The following is an 18,546-nucleotide window of genomic DNA, read 5'->3' on the forward strand; positions in this document are numbered from 1 at the left end:
ACCGAGGTCCCAGTGCCGACTTGTTAAGCGTGTCACAGCAATCGGGTGTGAAACGCTTCGGCGGCGATGCGGTGAAACTGTGTATGTCGAGTTCAAAGAGGTGCGCGAAAAGTTACTCGCCGGTTGGGTCACTCTGGGCTGATCGGTTCGAGAGCTGCGGTGATGTGTGGGACATCGATCACGCTTGCCTGCTGTGGCGCAGGTGCTTACGGTTATTTCGTCGATGGCCGATGGCGCCCGATCGAATTACATCTCATTGATATGCCGCGATATTCCACCTTCCGGGGCAATTCCGCTGTTATTGCTCTGGAGGGCTGCATTATTCGCGCGGCACCGGCGAAACTGGAGCGATGGTACAACCAACCCCTTGGCAGGTAAGCGAAGCGCGAGACCGTCGGAGCCGCGGCTCCGGGGGTACCGGACGCGGGGCGAGGCCGCCACGGGGTGTGGATTGGGGTTTCTTGTTCGCCGCGGTCGTGAGCGCGGTGGGGTTCGCCTTGTTGTTCCAGCCGTGGCTTTCGGCGTCGGGTGCGGGGGGCGAGGCCCGCTCCGACGCGTTCGGCCGGGTCACCGGCGTCACCAATGGTTTCGACGAGTGGTCGGTGTCGAAGTTCCGTGATGTGAACATCAGCGGCGCGTGGGGTCTGCTGGCCGCGGCGGCGATGCTCGTCACCGTGTTCGCCGCGCTGGCGCAGATCCGGTTGCGCACTCGCGCGCTCGCCGCGCTGGTGATCGGTTCCAGCGTGACCGCGGCGGTCGTGGTGTTGATCACCTTGATGTATCTGGATGCCAGGGGGCCGGAGCTGCGGATCCTGATCGATCCGGGTGAAGGTCTGGGCGCGGGATTGGTGCATCGGTTCCTCGGCGAATTCGGCAGTGCTTCCGGTGCGGGTGAGCGGCGCATGGCCAGCGCTGGGCTGACCGGGATGGCTTCGGCCGCAGGGGTGCTGAGCTGTGCCGCGGCGGTGGCCGCGATCGCGCAGGGCACTCGTCGCTACGGCCTGAGCCCGATGCGGGCACTGTCGTGGCTGGTGACGCCGCTGCCCGCCGAGCAGGCGCAGGAGGGCGAGCCCGCGCGGCCCGCGGCCGCCGCCGAGGCGCCGCGTCCGGTGGTGCAGCCGGCGGCGGAGGCCGCCGAGCGGTTGCTGTGGGACGAACTGGTCTTCGACGACGACTTGGTCGCCAATGTGACGTGGGTGCGGAATACGAATCTCCCGCGAGGCGAATCCGGCGGGCATCGGTCGAAGACCTCGACGCCGGTCCTCACGCGTTAGCGGCGGACGGCCGGTCCGGTCCCAGGACGAGCGCTCGTGTCTCGGGCGACCACTGCACGTATTCCAGTTGGGCTCCGTCGGCGTGCCGGACGTACACGGATGTGCCGGTGGCGCTGGTGAACGGTCCTGCGATCAGCTGCGCCCCGTGTTCGGTCACCGTTCGTAGCAGGGCGTCGAGGTCCTCGACTATCACCGGGCCCACCGTGGTGCGGTACCGCTCGATGTCGTCGGGGCTGCCCGCGATGAGCAGGAAGTCGCCGACGGCGGCGAGTTCGGCGCGTTCGAAGCCAATCCGAGGGTGGAGTATTCGCTGACCGCCGCCGGGGGCGAGCTGTTGCGACTGGTGCACGGCATGTGCGCGTGGTCGCGCGCCTATCTCGCGGAGCTGATGTGACGGCGGCGGGTCAGTCCGGCAGCGGGGGCAGTTCGAGGTTGTCGCGGAAAGTCGCCCCGACGTAGTCGGCGCCGACGATGCCGCGGCCGCGTAGTTCGGGCAGCAGCCCGTTGACGACGAAGTCGCGGGTGCGTTCGTCGGCGAGCCCGCCGAGGGAGATCACGTCGAGCACGCCCGCGTTGTAGCGTTCTTCGATCGCGTCGGCGAGTTGTTCGGGGGTTCCCGCGGCGGCCCAGTGGCCGGTGTCCTTGGCGGCGATGATCAGCTCTCGCAGTGTCTTTCCCGAGCGTGCGAAGTTGTTGAAGATCTCCACGCGGCCGCGTCTGCGGTGCACGGATGCGACGTCGGGCAGCAGGCTTTCCGGCAGTGGCTTGTCCAGTGGCAGGCCGGACAGGTCGACGCCGCCGCCGAGCATGTCGGCGAGGGCGGCGCGGCCTGCCTCGAAGTCGGTCGCTTCGGCCTGTTCGCGCACGATGCGCTCGGTTTCGGCTTCGGTGGCGCCGTAGGTGGCGTGGAAGGAGCTCATGATCAGCGGCAGGCCATCGGCGCGGCCGAGTTCGCTCGCGCGGGCGCGGATGCGTTTGGTGTAGGTGACGGCGTCTTCGAGGGTGGGCAGGGAGGTGAACACGACCTCGGCGAACCGCGCGCCGAGTTCGATGCCGCCCGCGGATTGCCCGGCCTGGAATTGCACGGGTCTGCGTTGTGGCAGGGGCGGTATGTTCAGCGGCCCTCGGACGGTGAAGTACCGGCCCGCGTGGTCGATGGGCCGCACGCGGGTGGCGTCCAGGATCGCGCCGCCGTGCCCGTCGGAGGTCAGGGCGCCGGGCTGCCAGCTGTCGAACAGGGCGTTGACCACTTCGAGGGATTCGGTGGCGCGGGCATACCGGTCTTCGGGGCTGGGCAGTTCCTGGTCGCCGTAGTTCTCCTCCCCCACCGATGAGGTCACCGCGTTCCATGCCGCGCGGCCGTTGCTGATGTGGTCGAGGGTGCCGAAGAGCCGGGCGAGGTTGTAGGGGTGGTGGAAGGTGGTGGTCACCGTCGCGATGAGTCCGACGTGCGAGGTGACGGCACTCAACGCGGACAGGAAGATCAGCGGTTCCTGCGCGCCGATCGCGCCTTGGGCGCCGAAACTGAGCAGGTCGGCGGCGAACAGGGCGTCGAATTTGTGTTGTTCGGCGATTTTCGCGACGTCGATCGATGACGCGATCGTGGTGGCGGACGGATCGATGGCCGCCGCGTAGACGCTGACCGCGCCGCTGACTCCGGTGACGGTCTTCAGCGGCCGTCGTCGCCCACCAGCATTGCCCATTGCGGTGACGCTACCGGCGCGCACCGCCGCGGTAACGGGTTGCGATCAGCGAGATGTTTTCCGGCCGAGCGGGTTTTGGGCTGCCGAGGGTGGGGCCGCGGTGAGGCGTCGCTAGGCGGGTTCCGGACCGTCGGTGCGGTCTTGGGTGCCGGCGCGGCCGATGCGCGACAGTCGTACGACTCCGGTGTCGAGATCGATGTCGAACCGTGGCGTGTGGGTCTGCCCGTCGCTGTCCTCGCTGCCCTCATGGGTCAGCTTCTTGCCCGGAAGCAGCTCCCCGATGACGCCCATGCGATCACCATACGCGTCGACGGCCTCCGCCGGCCCGGGGCGGCGCTTCGGTCCGGGCGGTGTTGGGTCGACGAGCGGGACGGCCGGTCGCCACGTGGTAGCCGGTAGCCGGTTTCATTTCGGCACCCGAGTGAGCGGGGCTCGGTTAGCATCGTGTTCGCTCCGATCGGCTGAGGACCGCGGTACGGGGAGCACTGGGCGACCGACATCGGAATCGAACGACAGATCGGCCCATCGCATGGAACAAGACGCCGACCTCGCCCAGGCCCGGGTCTTCGTGGAGTTGTTGACCCGGCGTGCCCGGATGCTGGTGCGGGACATCGAATCCGCGCAGCGCCGCGATCCCGCCGCGCGGCACGAACTGTTCAGCGAATTGTGTGTGGTGCGCGGCTATATCGACCGGCTGCATCGCAGGTTCCCGCAACTCGCGCATCCGCAGCCGGCCTCGGTGCCCGTGGCCCGGCGGACGCCGGGTTGAGTGGGCGCCGGTTCAGCGTCCCGGCGCGGCGGGGGTGTGCTCGGGGACGGGCACGGTGAGCATGGCGACGATCATGTCGACGATCTCCGCCGCGTCCCCGGGGCGGGCGGTGCGCACGCCCGCTTCCAGGGTGCGCTCGTAGTCGGCGATCAACGCGAACATGACGGTGGCCATGGTTTCCAGGCGTTGTCTGCGCAGGCGCCGTGGCAGGCCGGTGAGGGCGGCGTCGAGGCGGGTGGTGATGATGCGGACCGCGGCGCGGTCGGCCCCGGCGAGGCGGTGCGCGTCCGCGACGACGGGATGGGTGCGCACCACTTCCAGGAACCGGCCCAGATGGGTGACCCGGTCGTGGCCGAGCAGTTCGAGGATGGGTGTGGCGAGCATGGCGACGAGGGCGTGCACGTCGTTGGCGCGGCCGTCGGCTTCGTGGGCGGCGAGCAGTTGCATGCGCCGCTGTTCGAGCCAGTTCATCCGCCGTTCGACGATGGCTTCGATCAGGCCGATGCGCGAGTCGAAGTAGTAGTGCACGGCGGAGTTGTTGCGCTGGCCCGCCGCGGCGGCGATGTCGCGCAGCGGCACGTCGGCGCCGCGTTCGGCGATGAGGCGTTCGGCGGCGTCGAGCAGGGCGGTGCGCGAATCGTCGCTCGGCATAGCAGCACTGTACTGAACATGAGTATTGACGATGTTAAACACAGATGCTTAATTGAACGGCGTGGATGATGTGGCGGAGGTCACCGGCGCCGGACCGTGCCGCCCGCCTGCCGGGCGGGCCGTCGCGCTGGGTTTCTGCCGGTGGTGGCACGGCGGGAGCAGGCCCGGGGGCCGCCGATGATCACCAGCGGTCCGATCTTCCAGCTGTGCTGGGTGGTGGATGATCTGGCGTCGGCCTGCGAGGTCTTCACCAGCCGGTACGGGGTCGGCGAGTGGTTCACCATCCCGGAGGTTCACTTCGGGCCCGATGCCGCGCAGCTGCGCGGCGCACCCGCCGACTACACGATCGGTGTGGCGCTCGGTTATGCGGGCGGCCAGCAGTTGGAGCTGATCGAGCCGCGCGGCGGAGCGAGCTTGTACGCCGAGCATCTGGACCGCGCGGGCGCCGGACTGCATCATGCCGCCTGGGTGCCCGAGGACTACGACGCCGCGCTCGCCGAGGCCGCCGCGGCGGGCATCGAGATCACCGCGCGCGGCCGGTTCGACGGCGTGGGGATGGAGTTCGCCTATCTCGACGGCGGGCCGATCGGTTCGCACATCGAACTGCTGCGGTTGTCCCCGCAGATGAAGGCGTTGTTCGACCATTTGATTCCGGAAGGCTTCACCAACCCATGGCGGTAGGCGGTGAACGCTACGTCGTCCTCGGCGCCGTCGAGGGCGGTTCTGCGCCGTCTGCGGCAGTTCCCATCACGTCACGGCCCTGACCGGCGCCGGGACCCCTGTGGCGCGCTCGGCGCGCCAGGAAGGCGAGCACCATGCGTTTCACCTACGCGGAGACGATGACCGATCCGTCGTACTACCTCGCTCTGGCCAAGGCCGCCGAGGAGGCGGGCTACACCTCCATGGCGGTGGCCGACAGCGTGGCGTATCCGAAGGAATCCGACGCGAAGTACCCCTACACCCCCGACGGCAGCCGGGAGTTCCTGGAGGACAAGCCGTTCGTCGAGGCGTTCGTGCTCAGCGCGGCGATGGCGGCGGTGACCACCACGCTGCGTTTCACGCCGTTCGTGCTGAAGCTGCCGATCCGGCCGCCCGTGCTGGTGGCCAAGCAGGCCGCGTCGGTGGCCGCGCTCAGCGGCAACCGGTTCGGGCTCGGTGTCGGCATCAGCCCGTGGCCGGACGACTTCGAGATCATGGGCGTGCCGTTCGACAAGCGCGGCGCGCGGATGGACGAATGCATCGACATCGTGCGCGGGCTCTCGGCCGGTGGGTACTTCGAATACCACGGGCAGTTCTACGACATCCCGCCGATCAAGATCAGCCCGGTGCCGACCGAACCGGTGCCGATCCTCGTCGGCGGGCACAGCAGGCCCGCGTTGCGCCGGGCCGCGCAGCGCGGCGACGGGTGGATGCACGCCGGTGGCGACGGCGCCGAACTGGACCGGCTGCTGGGCGAGTTGGCCGCGTTGCGCGCGGAGTACGGCACCCGGGAGGGCTTCGAGGTGCACGTCATCTCGCTGGATGGATTCACCGTCGACGGGATCAAACGCCTCGAGGACAAAGGGGTCACCGATGTGATCGTCGGCTTCCGGCTGCCCTACACCACCGAGCAGGACACCGAGCCGCTGGAGACCAAGATCGCCAGCCTGTCCCGCTTCGCGGAGAAGGTCATCGCCAAGGTCGATAGGTGAAGCCGGACGTCAGGATCGCAGTGCGGCGGTGGCCGCGGCGAGGGTCTGCGCGCGGTAGCCCGCGCCGAACAGCGCGACGTGCACCAGCAGTGGATGCAGCTGGTGCAGCGGCGTGCGGGTGCGCCAACCGTCGGCGAGCGGATGGGTTTCGTGGTAGGCGGCGCGGATTCGGTCCAGGTGCGGTGCGCCGAAGAGGGCGAGCATGGCCAGATCGGTTTCGCGGTGGCCCGCGTGCGCGGCGGGGTCGACGAGCATCGCCCGCTCCCGCGTCCACACGATGTTGCCCGACCACAGGTCGCCGTGGAGGCGGGCCGGTGGTTCGGCGGGGCCTGCCAGCTCGTCGATGCGGTCGATGACCCGCTCGATCAGGCCGACGCCGTCGGCGCCGAGCGTGCCGGCCGCCCGGGCGAGGTAGGGCGCGAGGCGCTGTTCGGCGTACCACCGCGACCACGATCCGTCGGTGGGGGCGTTGGGCAGCGGCAGACTCGCGATCCAGCCCTCCCATGGTGCGCCGAACGACTCGGCGCGCGCGGCGTGCAGCGCGGCCAGTTCACGGCCGAAGCGCTCGGCGGCCGCGGGGCCGGGAGCGGTCTCCTCCAGCCAGGGCAGCACCAGTGTGCGGTCGTCGGCGGCCACGACCTCCGGTAGCAGGCACTCGGCCGGGCCGGGCGCGGCACGCAGCCAGCACAGGCCCGCCGCCTCGGCCGCGAATACCGGTGCGGGATCGGCCGAGGCCTTCACGAAAAATGTTCGGCCGTCGGCGGTTTCGGCGCGGTGCAGGGTCCATGCGTGGCTGGCGCCGAGATCGGTCACGGCGCGGACGGGCGCCTCCAGCAGCGCCGACAGCTGGGCCGCGCGGCTCACCCGGTGCCCGCGGTGAGCCGTTTCATGGTGTCCTCGTCGGCAGGGAAGAACGATTCGATGGCCAGTTCGGCGACGGTGACGTTCATCGGGGTGCCGAACACCGTGGTGACGCTGAGGAACGACAACTCGGCGCCGTCGTGGTCGATCCGCAGCGGGACCACCGCCTGGTCGGGTTCGGGGACGGTGAGTTCGACTTCACCGCCGGGGTAGGACCGCAGTTCCTCGAGCAGGTCGGCCAGGTCCCTGGAGCCGGTGACCTCGGCTTGACGGGCCAGGCGGGCGAAGATGTGGCCGCGCCATTCGGGTAGGTTGCGGATGCGCCCCGCCATGCCGTCGGGGTGCAGGCTCAGCCGCAGCGCGTTCACCGGCGGTGTCGTCAGTGCCGGATCGATGCCGGCGATGAGCACGGCGACTCCGCTGTTGGCGTCGATCATCGTCCAGTTCTGGTCGATGGCCAGCGCGGGGTAGGGCTCGTGGCCTGCGAGGATCTGGCGCATGGCGCCGCGCACGGCGTCCATGGCCGGAGTGTCCAGACCGGGTTGCGCATAGGCGGGGGCGTAGCCCGCGGCGAGCAGGACGCGGTTGCGTTCGCGCAACGGGATCTCCAGGTGTTCGGACAAGTGCACGATCATGGTGCGGCTCGGGGTGGCGCGCCCGGTTTCGATGAAGCTCAGGTGCCGCGCCGAGGTGTCGGCCCGTCCGGCCAGCTCCAGCTGGCTCAGCCTGCGTTCCAAGCGCCAATGTCGCAGCAGGTCACCTGCCGTTGGGGTAGTCACGCCCCGATATTACGAACGGCCGAGCGGGACGGCCATTACCTCTCGGGTAATGGCCGCCGATACCCCGCTGCGATGTCAGGCCATTTCGGGAACGCGCAGATGCGCGAACGCCAGGTCGAACTCCCCTACCTCGAGCACGTTGGCGCCCACCCGCTGGGTCGCCGCGCTCCTGATCCGATTGCTGTGCTCGCGGGTGGCGTCCATCGCCTCGCGACTCGACCAGACCATCGCGCCCACCCCGCGGCCGCTGTCCCGGTCGACGAACAGGCTGGCGCTGCAGAATCCGTCGAGCGTCTCGATCTGTGGCAGCACTTCCATCCGGAAGGTGTCGATCAGGCGCTCGACCTGCCCGGGATCGACCTGCACCCAGCTGCACCTGGCACACGCGGTGTCGTCGGCCGGATGGTCCCGGTGCATCACCGCGATGTCCCATTCCTCGACGCGCTCCACCACGCCGCCGAGCTGCCTGGCCAAGCCGTCGCGCAGTTGCTGCGCGCGTCCTCTGCTGGCGTGCAACGCCTGCTGCGACTCCCACGAGGTCGAAGCGATGCAGCGTCCCGTCGACCGGTTCACCAGCAACGACAGTCCGACCCATCCTTCGAGCTGCGGCAGATTCGGCATCACTTCATCGCGCAGGTATGCGATCCCGTCGTCCATCGATGACGGCTGGGCCGCGATTGTGCTGGAACGTGCGTACACGGGCCACCTCCCGCCCTACTCTGGGTGGCGCCCCGGTGGCGCCACCGGACATACTCACCTTCCTCCGGCCTCCGCCCGCACGCAATGCCTCGGTCGCCGCCACCGAACGGCCGTAGCCTGAGACCGTGACCGACCTGGTGAAGCTGGAGGATTCCGCGTCGCTGCGCTTGGCGCGCCTATTCCTCGGCGCTACAGTGGATCTCGTCATCGACCGCCCGTACGGCAGCAGGCACCCGCGCTGCGGCTTCCGCTATCTGCTCAACTACGGCTACGTGCCGCTCACCCGCGCTCCCGACGGCCAGGAACTGGACGGGTACTTCCTCGGCCCCCCCGAACCGTTGGACTTCGCCCGCGGACGATGCGCCGGGATCATTCACCGGTGGTACGACGACGACGACAAACTGCTCGTCGTCCCGAGCGGCGACCCGGCGCCGACCGCCTCGGCGATCGCCGAGGCGGTCGAGTTCCAGGAGACCGCCGGTCACTACGTGATCATCGGCGGATGACCGGCGCGCGCATCGGGCCCGGCTCGATTGGGCGGGCCGATACCGGGTAGGTCCCTGCCATGGAACTGTTGGTGATTCTCGGACTCGCGGTGCTCGTCGGCGCGGTGATCCTGTATCGCAAGAGGTCCGGTAAACGGCCCGGCGCACCCGAGGTCCCCGGAAACGACGGCAAGTAGGGAGCGGCTATGAGCGCGATGGATCCCGATCCCGCGAAAACCCCTGACCTGGAACCCGGCGGCGGCGTCGCCCCCGGCTCCACGCCACCGGACACCCCGCAGACGTCCGGGCTGTCCGCGCCGGAGCCGAGCACCCGGCACCACTTCCCGGTCACCGGCGTGGTGGCGATGCTCATCGGCGCACTGGTGGTCCTGCTGTTCGTGGCCGTCGCGGTCGGGCTCGTGGTGTCGATGCTGTGACCCGCCGCTACCGACGGTCGGCCGATCCAGCAGATCGGCCGACCGTGGGTCATCGCGCGCCGGTCACAGAATCGGCCTGCCGCCGGTGACGGCGATGCGAGCGCCGGAGACGTAGCTGCCGTCGTCGGAGGCCAGCATGACGTAGGTGGGCGCCAGTTCGGCCGGCTGGCCCGCGCGGCCGAGCGGGGTGTCGTCGCCGAACTGGGTGACCTTCTCGACCGGCATGGTGGAGGGGATCAGCGGAGTCCAGATCGGTCCGGGCGCGACGCTGTTGACCCGGATCCCGCGCTCGCCCAGCAGCTGCGCGAGGCTGGCGGAGAAGTTCGCGATGGCGGCTTTGGTCGCCGCGTACGGCGCCAGCGTGGGTGAGGGCATGTCGGAGTTCACCGAGGAGCTGCCGATGATCGACGACCCCGGCGGCATGTGCGGCAGCGCCGCCTTCACCAGGTAGAAGTAGGCGTTGATGTTCAGCTTGACGGTGTGTTCGAACTCCTCGTCGCTGATCTCCTCCAGAGTCTCGTGCGTCATCTGGAAGGCGGCGTTGCTGACCAGGACGTCGATCTTGCCGAATTCCCGCACCGCCCGATCGATGACGGCGCGGCAGTGCGCGGCCTCGGACAGGTCGCCGGGCACGAGCACGGCTTTGCGTCCGGCCTGGGTCACCAGGTCGGCGACTTCCTTCGCGTCCTCGTCCTCGTCGAGGTAGGAGATCAGCACGTCGGCGCCTTCGCGGGCGTAGGCGATCGCCACCGCCCGCCCGATGCCGCTGTCGGCGCCGGTGATGACGGCGGCCTTGCCGGTCAGTTTGCCGGAGCCGCGGTAGCTGTCCTCACCGCAGTCCGGTACCGGATTCATCCTGGCCTGGATGCCGGGGACTTTCTGCTGCTGTTCGGGAAACCCCATGTCGGTCCTCTCCTTCTCCGTGTCGGGGCTGCGGATGGTTCAGGTGTCCTGCCGCAGGCGCCAGTCGCGCACCGCGTCGCGGGCACGGTCGAACAGCGCCAACGGCGGGCCCGCCACCAGATTCGCCAGCGCGGACTCCCCCGCGCGCGGATGCGGCCGGGTGGGCGCCACGGCCTCGGCGGCGCGCAGGGAACCGGCCATCCGCCGCAGCTGGCCGGTGGAGAACTGCGCGCGCAGCAGGGCGAACTCCTCGGCCTCCTCGTGGGCGGCGTGTTCCTGCACGGCGTCGGCGAAGCGGGCGAGCCGTGCGTCGAAGTCGGGATGGTCCACTCCGAGGTCGTAGAGGTCGGCCAACGCGCGCTTGGCCGCGTTCTCCTCCTCGAGCCGCGGCTGCACGATATCGGCGTCGGCGCCGAAACGGGCGCGTCCGGCGACCGGATGCACGACCTCCTCCTCGGCGCTCTCGTGCACCGCCAGCAAGCGCACCAGATCGGTGAACAGCTCCTGTTTCCCGTCGTGCCCGGCCTTCAGTCGCGCCAGCAGGGTGCGAATCTCCTCGTGCTGGGCGGTGAGCAGGTCGACGACATCCTGGTCGGTCATCGCAACACTCGTTTCTGTCGCTGTGAAATGCCTTGCCCGGCTTGATCATTCGTGCGCGAGGCAACCGGCTCCACGTCTCGGGGTCGCCGGGCCCCGCTGGCGGGCGGGTACCCCGGCGGCCGGGCGCCAATCAGCGTGCCCGTCCCTACTCGGCTTCCTGCGGGGGCAGCAGCCGCGGAAGCAGCGCCGCGGCGGCGGTGGCGGTGGTCGCGCAGGTGGTCGCGATCCCCCAGCCGACCGGATCCAGCGGGCGGCAACCGAAGTATCCGCACAGTCCCGGCGTCATCACGATCGCGCCGAGCACCGCGCCGCTGGCGGCCGTGGTCAGCCACACCAGTGGGCTGCGGTAGCCGGAGACCAGCGTCTGGCCCAGCTGCGTGCCGATGAGCGCGACCAGGCCGATGGTGGCGGCGCGCCGCTGCGTGCCGGTCATCCGGCCCAGGGTCCAGGCCACCGAGGCGCTGGTGGCCGTGGCGACACCGCGGACACCGAGCGTGCGCAGCAGATCGGGACCCAGCCGCGCGGGCGGGAGTTCGGCCAGCCGCTCGGCGGCCCGCTGCGCCTGGGCCTGCGGATCGTCGGCGTCGTCCGGATCGACCGCGTCCCCTTCGCGCGAGAGGGCAAGCGCCATCGCGGGGAACATGTCGGTGAGCATGTTCACCAGCAGGAATTGCCGGGTGCCCAGCGGCGCCTGGCCGCTGACGGCGGTGCCGTAGAGCGTGAAGGCCACCTCCCCGGCATTGCCGCCGACCAGCACCCCGACGGCGTCGCCGACGCGCTGCCACATGCCGCGGCCTTCGACGAGGGCGTGCAACAGCACCAGCGGGTCGGGGCGGGTGAGCACCATGTCGGCGGCGTTGCGGGCGGCGACCGAACCCTGTGCGGCCAAACCGATTCCGACGTCGGCGGTGCGGATGGCGGCGGCGTCGTTGCTGCCGTCGCCGGTCATGCCGACCACGTGACCCGCGCGGCGCAGCGCCGCCACGATGCGCACCTTCTGCTCCGGGCTGACGCGGGCGAAGACGGTGCTCTGCTCGATCAGTTCCGCGCGCGCGGTCTCGTCGAGGCGGTCGAGGTCGGCGCCGGTGACCACCTGCCCCGCCTCGATGCCGAGCTGGCGGGCCACCGCCGCCGCGGTCACCGGATGGTCGCCGGTGATCATGCGGACGCTGATGTCGTTGCGCTGCAGCGCGGTCACCAGCGGCACCGTCTGCGGGCGCGGGGCGTCGGCGAGGCCGATGAAGCCGAGCAGGCTGAGTTCGGCGACCGCCGCCTCGACGTCGTCGGGTGCGGCGGACAGGTCGCGGCGCGCCACCACCAGCACCCGCAGGCCCTGCTCGGCGAGATCGCGGACCACCTGCTCGGCGCGCTCGCGCATGCGGCCGTCGAAGGGGAGGTCGGTGTCGTCCATCCGCACGCCGGTGCAGCGCGACAGCACCACTTCGGGCGCGCCCTTGACGATCAGCCGCAGTTTGCGTGCGGTGTGGCCGAGGGTGGCGGCGTAGCCGCGGTTGGATTCGAACGGGATCTCCTCGATCGCATCCCAGTGGCGGGGGTCCTCGCCGAGCGCCTCGGCCGCGGCCTCGACCACCGCGCGGTCGGTGGCGTGCGCGGGTGGGCCCTCGGCGGGATCGGGGCAGGCGCGGGCCGCGGCGCGCAGCAGTCGGCGGGCTTGCTCGCAGTCGGCGTCCGGAGCCCACTGCTCGTCGAGATCGGCGAGGGTGGTCAGGCGCAGCCGCCCTTCGGTGAGGGTGCCGGTCTTGTCGAAGCACAGAGTGTCCACCCGGCCCAGCGCCTCCACGGTGCGGCTGGCGCGCACCAGCACGCCGTGCCGCGACAGCCTGCGGGCGGCCGCGAGCTGCGCGACCGTGGCCACCAGCGGCAGCCCTTCGGGGACCGCGGCGACCGCGACCGCGACGCCGTCGGCGATCGCGGTGCGCAGCGGCCTGCCCCGCAGCATGCCCAGTCCGGTCACGATGCCGCCGCCGCTCAGGGTCAGCGGCAGGGCGCGGTCGGTCAGGCGGCGCAATTGCGCTTGCACACCGGCCTTCTCCGGCGGGATGGCTCCGGCGGCGGCGCGGCCGGCCTGGGTGTCGTCGCCGACCGCCACGACGATCGCTCGCCCGGTGCCGTTGACCACGGTGCTGCCTTCGAAGACCATGCAGGCGCGGTCGGCCAGCGCCCGGCCAGGGGTGGCCGCGACCTGTTTCTCGACGGTGATCGATTCGCCGGTGAGACCGGATTCGTCCATTTCGAGGTCGTCGGCGCGCAGCAGCCTGGCGTCGGCGGGGACGACCTCCCCTGCGCGCAGCACGATCACGTCGCCGAGCGCGAGGACGTCCGCGGGCACATGGTGTTCGCGCGGCTCGGCGGTGTCGAGTTCGGCGCGATCGATCACGCGTGCGCTGAGTTGTTCACCCTCGAACAGGCGGTGCAGCGCGTTCTCCGCGCGCTGGCGCTGCCAGGCGGAGACCAGTGCGTTGACACCGAGCACCGACGACAGCAGCACCGCGTCCGAGGGCGCGCCGAGCACGGCGGTGGCGACCGCGCCGACCCCCAGAATGGGCGTGAGCGGATCGGCGAGTTCGCGGCGCAGCTGGCCGGCGAACGACGCCGCCGACGCGACGACGCGCACGCCGGGGATGCGGGTGACCGCGCCGGGCCGAGCGCGTTCGGTCACCGGGAGCGGGCGCGGCAACCGGCTGAGCACCTCGTCGGGTTCGAGGGCATGCCAGGGCAGCAGCGGGGCGAGCGTGGCGGGCGGGACGGTGCGTCCGCAACGCCATCCGGTGTAGGCGCCGGAGAGCAGGCCGGTGTAGTGGGCGGCGGTCATGGGCGAGGAGCGGCCCGCGCTGTGCGGGGCGATCGCCAGCAGCAGCCCGCCCAGCGCCGCTCCCGACAAGGCCAGCGAACGGCCGCGTTCGCTGACCTGACGAGCCGGAGCGATGGCGGCCAGGACGCGATCGGCCTGCGCGAGGTCGCGGCAGACCGCGTCGGCGGTCCACGGCATCCGCAGCGCCTTGCCTTCCCGCACCGCCAGGCCGATCGCGACATCGGCGTGGGCCAGCGCCTTGTGCGCGCGGGGGCTGAGCACGGCTACGACGTGACCGTCCTTCTGCAGCGCGCGCACCAGCCCGCTCATCGACGTGGACGGGGAGACGAATTCGTCGGCCATGGACCGCAACTCGGCGGCGTCGGCGCCACCGGCGAGAGTCACGCGCAGGCCCGCGCTGCGGGCGCGGCCGAGCAGGGCGTGCGCCCTGCGGTCGAGTTCGCGGCCGATCAGCACGCGTCCGACCGGTGTTCCGTTGTCGTGCAGCTCGCGCCACACCGGGCGCAGCGTCACACCGTCATCGGGTTTTCCGGTCGCGGGGTGCACCAGCCGGCGGTGGCCTCCGGCCGACAAGTAGCGTCCGGTGCCGTCCGGTTGCGCGTCGTCGCCGTCGGCGGTCTCGTGTTCCCACAGCAAGCGCTGGCCTGCGCTCCATACCTGCGCGACCGACCATCTCGGGTCGGTCGCTTCGGCGTCGAGCACCAGACGCCGGGCGGTCAGCAGCGACTCTCCGTCGATGACCAGCGCCGACAAACGGTCCAGCCGCCGCCACACCCGCGGGTGCAACGTCAGCACACCCGCCCGGCCCAGCATCGTGGAGACCAGCGCCCCGTAGGCCTCGCGACTGGCCCGCGCCGCCTTGGGCGCGCCGAGCTCCAGCGCGTCGGCCGCGCCGAACAGGCCGCGTCCGCCCAGGACGGAGGTCACCGCGCCCGCGAGCGCGCCGGCGGCCGTTTCGTCGGCGACCCGTTCGATCGGTCCCTGCGGCATCTCGACCACGCGGTCGGGCGGCGACAGCGGATCGCAGACTTCCGCCGGACGCCGGTCGATCTCGACTTCCCAGTCCTGCCATTGCACATAGCGGGTCAGCGATTCGGTCAGCGTGAAGCCGCGGTGCACCGCATCGATCACCAGATTCGCCGTGCCGGCCGCCGCCGTGTTGCCCAGGGCGTTGCCGATCGCGTTCGCCGTGGTGAGCACCAGGTCGGTCCGGGTGCGGCCGAGCTGCTCCTCCAGCCGTTTGCGCAGGCGCGGCTGGGTGTCGACGAAGGCGGCGGCCGCGCGCAGCACGCGGGCGGGCCCGCGCAACGGCAGCACCGCGCTCACGGCGGACAATCCGATCGCGCACACGTCGCCCGCGACCTGGATTCCGGCCGCCAGCAACGGTTCGCGGTCGCCCGGGTGCTCGCAGCCGCGACTCCAGTCCAGGTCGCCGACCGCGGTGTCGGCCTCGACGGATTCGATGGCCGACACCAGCGCGGGCAGGTCGGCCGCACCGTGTTCCAGGGCGGCCACCACGCGGCCGGTCACCGCGTTCACCCGCCACCAGCGCACATCGCGGCGGCGATCCAGCCTCCGGTGCAGCGCCTCGGTGACGTCCGAGCTCTTGCCTGAGTCCAGTCCGCGCACCTCTACGGTGGCCCGGTCCTCGTACAGCGCCACCCGGCGGCGCGACCGCAGCGCGTGCGGGTCGATCAACGCCGCCAATTCGTCGCGCAGTTCCTCGTCACGGCTGAGGTTCAGCAGCGACGCGCTCGCCCGCGCGCCCGCCGCCACCGCCTGCGCCGGCGCCTGCACGGCTCTGGTTCCCAGATCGACGGCCTTCTCCACGCTCGCGCGGGCCATCTCCGCCGCCACCGACGTCGGCGCCTCGAGCCACCACGGTGAGACGACTCCGCGTAGTAAGAAGCTCATACACGGCAGCTACCCAGGCAAGGACAGAGCAAACCGTCGCGGCCGCGGCGCGTGCGCCGTGGCCGGGCCCTTCGCGGGCCCGCCGCGCCGGTCAGTTCGCGGTCGGGTCCAGCACGATCTTCACCGCGCCGTCGGTCTTCTGCTGGAAGGTGGCGTAGGCCTGCGGCGCATCGGTCAGCGGGAGGCGATGGGTGGCGAAGGTGTCCACGCCCAGCGGGTCGCCGTCGCGCAGCAGCGGCATGATGTCCTCGACCCACCGTTTGACGTTGGCCTGGCCCATCCGCAGCTGGATCTGCTTGTCGAACAGCACCCGCATCGGCATGGGGTCGAGCATGCCGCCGTAGACGCCGATCACCGAGATCGTGCCGCCGCGGCGGACGATGTCGATGGCCGAGCGCAGGGCCGCGAGCCGATCGACGCCCGCGGTGTCCATCACCTTCTTGGCCACCGGATCCGGCAGGAACGCCGCCGAGCGCTGGGCCGCCGAAGCCAGCGGCGAGCCGTGGGCCTCCATGCCCACCGCGTCGATCACCGAGTCGGTGCCCCTGCCGTCGGTCCAGCCGCGGATGATGTCGCCGAGCGGCTCGTCGACGGCGTCCAGGTCGATCACCTCCACGCCGCGTTCGGCCACCCGCGCCAGCCGCTCGGGCACCCGGTCGACGCCGATGACGCGGTAGCCGCGATGCGCGGCGACCCGGCAGGCCATGTCACCGATCGGGCCGAGACCCAGCACGGTCACCGATCCGCCGTCGGGCACCGCGGCGTATTCCACCGCCTGCCACGCGGTGGGCAGCACGTCCGACAGGTACAGGAAGCGGTCGTCGGACGGGCCGTCGGGCACTGTGATGTGGGTGGCGTCCGCGTGCGGCACCCGCAGATACTCCGCTTGGCCGCCCGGCACCTGCCCGTACAGCTTCGAATAGCCGAACAGGGCCGCGCCGCAGCCGTATTCGCGCACCTGCGTCGTCTCGCACTGGGTGGGCAGGCCGGCGCGGCACATGTAGCAGGCGCCGCAGCTGATCTGGAACGGGATGACGACGCGATCGCCGGGCCGCAGCCCGGTGACGGCCGAGCCGGTCTCCACCACCCGTCCGATGGGTTCGTGGCCGAGGACGTCGCCGTTGCTCATGTAGGCGCCGAGCACTTCGTACAGGTGCAGGTCGGATCCGCAGATACCGGTGGAGGTGACCTCGATGATCGCGTCCGTCGGGGCCTCGATCCGAGGATCGGGCACCGTCTCCACAGCGACTTTGCGTCGTCCTTGCCAGGTCACTGCCTTCATCCGCGCGGCTCCTCGGTCGGGGTTCGATACCTGTCCCGGTCCTACCCGGACACTTCGGCCCGAAACGACCGCACCGGGTCGGCCGCCGGCGGCGGCCGGGCAAGACCGCAGGTCACCGGGCGGCGGCGCGGCCCGATACGCCGCAGGTGTGCCGCCGCCCATTCCGGGTAGGCGGTAGCCGTGGACCATTCACGAGCTCCTCTCCTGGAAGCGCTTGCCGACTATCACCGGCTGGGCCGCTACGGCTTCACGCCGCCGGGACACCGGCAAGGCCGCGGTACCGACGAACGCGTCCTGGAGGTGATCGGCCGCGACGCCTTCGCCTCCGATGTCCTGGCCACCGCGGGGCTGGACGACCGGCTCTCCCGCGGCGGCTATCTGTCGCGCGCGGAGGCGCTGATGGCCGACGCGGTGCGGGCGGAATCGGCGTTCTTCTCCACCTGCGGCAGTTCGCTGTCGGTCAAGGCCGCCATGATGACGGTGGCGGGCGGGCAGGACGGCGGCCTGCTCGTGGCCCGCGACAGCCACAAATCGGTGGTCGCCGGGCTGATCTTCTCCGGTGTCCAGCCGCACTGGATCACCCCGCGCTGGGACGCCGAGATGCATTTCGCGCACCCGCCCTCACCGTGGCAGGTGGCCGAGGCATGGGACGCGCACCCCGACGCCGCGGGCGCGTTGATCGTGAGCCCGAGTCCCTACGGCACCTGCGCGGACATCGCGGGCATCGCCGAGGTCTGCCACGAGCGGGGCAAGCCGCTCATCGTCGACGAGGCGTGGGGCGCGCATCTGCCGTTCCACGACGACCTGCCGACCTGGGCGATGGACGCCGGCGCCGACCTGTGCGTGGTCAGCGTGCACAAGATGGGCGCCGGATTCGAACAGGGCTCGGTGTTCCACCTGCAAGGCGACCTGGTGGATCCGATCCGGCTCAGCGAATGCGCCGACCTGCTGATGACCACCAGCCCGAACGTGCTGGTCTACGCCGCGCTCGACGGCTGGCGCAGGCAGATGGTCGAGCGCGGGCAGGAACTGCTCGGTGCGGCGCTGCGCACGGCCGAACAGGCGCGCCGACAGCTGACCGAGATCCCGGGCATCACGGTGCTCGAAGACGAACTGCTCGGCGCCGAGGCCTCGCACGACCTCGACCGTTTACAGGTCCTCATGGACGTCTCCGGCACCGGAGCCAGCGGCTATCAGGCCGCCGACTGGCTGCGCGAGCATCGCCGCCTCGATCTGGGATTGAGCGATCACCGCAGGCTGCTGGCCACGCTGTCGCTGGCCGACGACAAGGACACCATCGACACCCTGATCGACGGCGTCGCCGCCTGGCGCGATCAACTGACCGATCCGCAGCCACCGCGCATCCAGCTGCCCTCGCCCGAGGATCTGCAGCTGGAGTCGGTGATGCTGCCGCGCGACGCGTTCTTCGGCCCGGTGGAGACGGTGGACGCGCGCGACGCCGTCGGCCGGATCGCCGCCGAGCAGCTCACCCCCTACCCGCCGGGCATTCCGGTGGTGGTGCCCGGTGAGCGCATCGACGCCGCCGTCGTCGACTACCTGCGCACCGGGCTCGACGCGGGCATGAACGTACCCGACGCCGCCGACGCCCGGCTGCGCACGATCCGGGTCGTCGCCCGCGAGTGAACCGAAAGACCTTATTTCTCA

Annotated in this window: 20 protein-coding genes; 9 read left to right on the forward strand and 11 right to left on the reverse strand. The window is 70.9% G+C overall.

The window, feature by feature from the left end; genetic code table 11:
- Positions 1-461: 461 nt before the first annotated feature.
- Entirely contained in the window at positions 462-1,274 is an 813-nt protein-coding gene (locus ACWDMM_RS02235) for a hypothetical protein (RefSeq protein WP_449935574.1), read from the forward strand.
- Here ACWDMM_RS02235 and ACWDMM_RS02240 read toward each other — a convergent pair.
- Positions 1,264-1,623: a VOC family protein gene (locus ACWDMM_RS02240; RefSeq protein WP_449935576.1), complete on the reverse strand. Its 360-nt coding sequence runs from the start codon at positions 1,621-1,623 to the stop codon at positions 1,264-1,266. The genes ACWDMM_RS02235 and ACWDMM_RS02240 overlap by 11 nt on opposite strands.
- Between ACWDMM_RS02240 and ACWDMM_RS02245 the strand changes: the two genes are divergently transcribed.
- Complete coding sequence (locus tag ACWDMM_RS02245) at positions 1,606-1,668, forward strand: hypothetical protein (protein WP_449935621.1); 63 nt, start codon at positions 1,606-1,608, stop codon at positions 1,666-1,668. The two genes, ACWDMM_RS02240 and ACWDMM_RS02245, sit on opposite strands and share 18 nt — an antisense overlap.
- A gap of 10 nt (positions 1,669-1,678) precedes the next feature.
- Here the strand turns inward: ACWDMM_RS02245 and ACWDMM_RS02250 are convergent, their stop codons facing one another.
- Together ACWDMM_RS02250 and ACWDMM_RS02255 are read right to left on the reverse strand one after the other, a co-directional pair.
- On the reverse strand, positions 1,679-2,977 hold the full coding sequence (locus ACWDMM_RS02250) for an NtaA/DmoA family FMN-dependent monooxygenase (RefSeq protein WP_449935578.1): 1,299 nt from the start codon (positions 2,975-2,977) through the stop codon (positions 1,679-1,681).
- A 111-nt stretch (positions 2,978-3,088) separates the two neighbouring features.
- Positions 3,089-3,268 carry a hypothetical protein gene (locus ACWDMM_RS02255; RefSeq protein ID WP_449935580.1) on the reverse strand — a complete coding sequence of 60 codons (180 nt, stop codon included), beginning with the start codon at positions 3,266-3,268 and terminating at the stop codon, positions 3,089-3,091.
- A gap of 238 nt (positions 3,269-3,506) precedes the next feature.
- Here ACWDMM_RS02255 and ACWDMM_RS02260 point away from each other — a divergent pair, with 238 nt between their 5' ends.
- Positions 3,507-3,746: a hypothetical protein gene (locus tag ACWDMM_RS02260; protein ID WP_195082888.1), complete on the forward strand. Its 240-nt coding sequence runs from the start codon at positions 3,507-3,509 to the stop codon at positions 3,744-3,746.
- Positions 3,747-3,758: 12 nt separating this feature from the next.
- On the opposite strand, the gene ACWDMM_RS02265 is transcribed toward ACWDMM_RS02260, so the two are convergent.
- On the reverse strand, positions 3,759-4,397 hold the full coding sequence (locus tag ACWDMM_RS02265; RefSeq protein ID WP_195082887.1) for a TetR family transcriptional regulator: 639 nt from the start codon (positions 4,395-4,397) through the stop codon (positions 3,759-3,761).
- 141 nt (positions 4,398-4,538) lie between these two features.
- Here ACWDMM_RS02265 and ACWDMM_RS02270 point away from each other — a divergent pair, with 141 nt between their 5' ends.
- On the forward strand, positions 4,539-5,078 hold the full coding sequence (locus ACWDMM_RS02270; protein WP_323124550.1) for a VOC family protein: 540 nt from the start codon (positions 4,539-4,541) through the stop codon (positions 5,076-5,078).
- Positions 5,079-5,212: 134 nt separating this feature from the next.
- Complete coding sequence (locus ACWDMM_RS02275; RefSeq protein WP_195082885.1) at positions 5,213-6,088, forward strand: TIGR03619 family F420-dependent LLM class oxidoreductase; 876 nt, start codon at positions 5,213-5,215, stop codon at positions 6,086-6,088.
- A 9-nt stretch (positions 6,089-6,097) separates the two neighbouring features.
- Here ACWDMM_RS02275 and ACWDMM_RS02280 read toward each other — a convergent pair whose 3' ends face one another.
- The 3 genes from ACWDMM_RS02280 to ACWDMM_RS02290 form a co-directional block, all read right to left on the reverse strand.
- Positions 6,098-6,952, reverse strand: a complete 855-nt coding sequence (locus ACWDMM_RS02280; RefSeq protein WP_357107458.1) for a fructosamine kinase family protein — start codon at positions 6,950-6,952, stop codon at positions 6,098-6,100.
- Entirely contained in the window at positions 6,949-7,728 is a 780-nt protein-coding gene (locus tag ACWDMM_RS02285; protein ID WP_195082883.1) for a helix-turn-helix domain-containing protein, read from the reverse strand. The genes ACWDMM_RS02280 and ACWDMM_RS02285 overlap by 4 nt, the downstream gene beginning before the upstream one ends.
- A gap of 75 nt (positions 7,729-7,803) precedes the next feature.
- The gene (locus tag ACWDMM_RS02290; protein WP_195082882.1) at positions 7,804-8,427 is read right to left on the reverse strand and encodes a hypothetical protein; all 624 of its coding nucleotides are present in this window, start codon (positions 8,425-8,427) and stop codon (positions 7,804-7,806) included.
- Positions 8,428-8,552: 125 nt separating this feature from the next.
- On the opposite strand from ACWDMM_RS02290, the gene ACWDMM_RS02295 reads away from it, so the two are divergent.
- Genes ACWDMM_RS02295 through ACWDMM_RS02305 form a run of 3 tightly spaced genes read left to right on the forward strand, consistent with a single transcriptional unit; the run spans position 8,553 to position 9,349 of the window.
- On the forward strand, positions 8,553-8,933 hold the full coding sequence (locus ACWDMM_RS02295) for an inorganic diphosphatase (protein WP_195082881.1): 381 nt from the start codon (positions 8,553-8,555) through the stop codon (positions 8,931-8,933).
- 59 nt (positions 8,934-8,992) lie between these two features.
- On the forward strand, positions 8,993-9,109 hold the full coding sequence (locus ACWDMM_RS02300; RefSeq protein WP_449935585.1) for an LPXTG cell wall anchor domain-containing protein: 117 nt from the start codon (positions 8,993-8,995) through the stop codon (positions 9,107-9,109).
- A gap of 9 nt (positions 9,110-9,118) precedes the next feature.
- Entirely contained in the window at positions 9,119-9,349 is a 231-nt protein-coding gene (locus tag ACWDMM_RS02305; protein ID WP_195082880.1) for a DUF6480 family protein, read from the forward strand.
- Between the two features lie 63 nt (positions 9,350-9,412).
- On the opposite strand, the gene ACWDMM_RS02310 is transcribed toward ACWDMM_RS02305, so the two are convergent.
- From ACWDMM_RS02310 to ACWDMM_RS02325, 4 genes are all read right to left on the reverse strand, one after another.
- A complete protein-coding gene (locus ACWDMM_RS02310) occupies positions 9,413-10,252 on the reverse strand; it encodes an SDR family oxidoreductase (RefSeq protein WP_195082879.1) in 840 nt (279 codons plus the stop codon).
- A 39-nt stretch (positions 10,253-10,291) separates the two neighbouring features.
- The gene (locus tag ACWDMM_RS02315) at positions 10,292-10,852 is read right to left on the reverse strand and encodes a hemerythrin domain-containing protein (RefSeq protein WP_357107465.1); all 561 of its coding nucleotides are present in this window, start codon (positions 10,850-10,852) and stop codon (positions 10,292-10,294) included.
- A 145-nt stretch (positions 10,853-10,997) separates the two neighbouring features.
- On the reverse strand, positions 10,998-15,599 hold the full coding sequence (locus tag ACWDMM_RS02320; protein ID WP_195082877.1) for a cation-translocating P-type ATPase: 4,602 nt from the start codon (positions 15,597-15,599) through the stop codon (positions 10,998-11,000).
- 91 nt (positions 15,600-15,690) lie between these two features.
- Complete coding sequence (locus ACWDMM_RS02325) at positions 15,691-16,881, reverse strand: zinc-dependent alcohol dehydrogenase (protein WP_195082876.1); 1,191 nt, start codon at positions 16,879-16,881, stop codon at positions 15,691-15,693.
- 180 nt (positions 16,882-17,061) lie between these two features.
- On the opposite strand from ACWDMM_RS02325, the gene ACWDMM_RS02330 reads away from it, so the two are divergent.
- Positions 17,062-18,525, forward strand: coding sequence for an aminotransferase class I/II-fold pyridoxal phosphate-dependent enzyme (locus tag ACWDMM_RS02330; RefSeq protein WP_195082875.1), 1,464 nt, complete (start codon positions 17,062-17,064; stop codon positions 18,523-18,525).
- Positions 18,526-18,546 lie beyond the last annotated feature (21 nt).

The sequence above is a fragment of the Nocardia sp. NPDC003726 genome, from assembly GCF_053586955.1.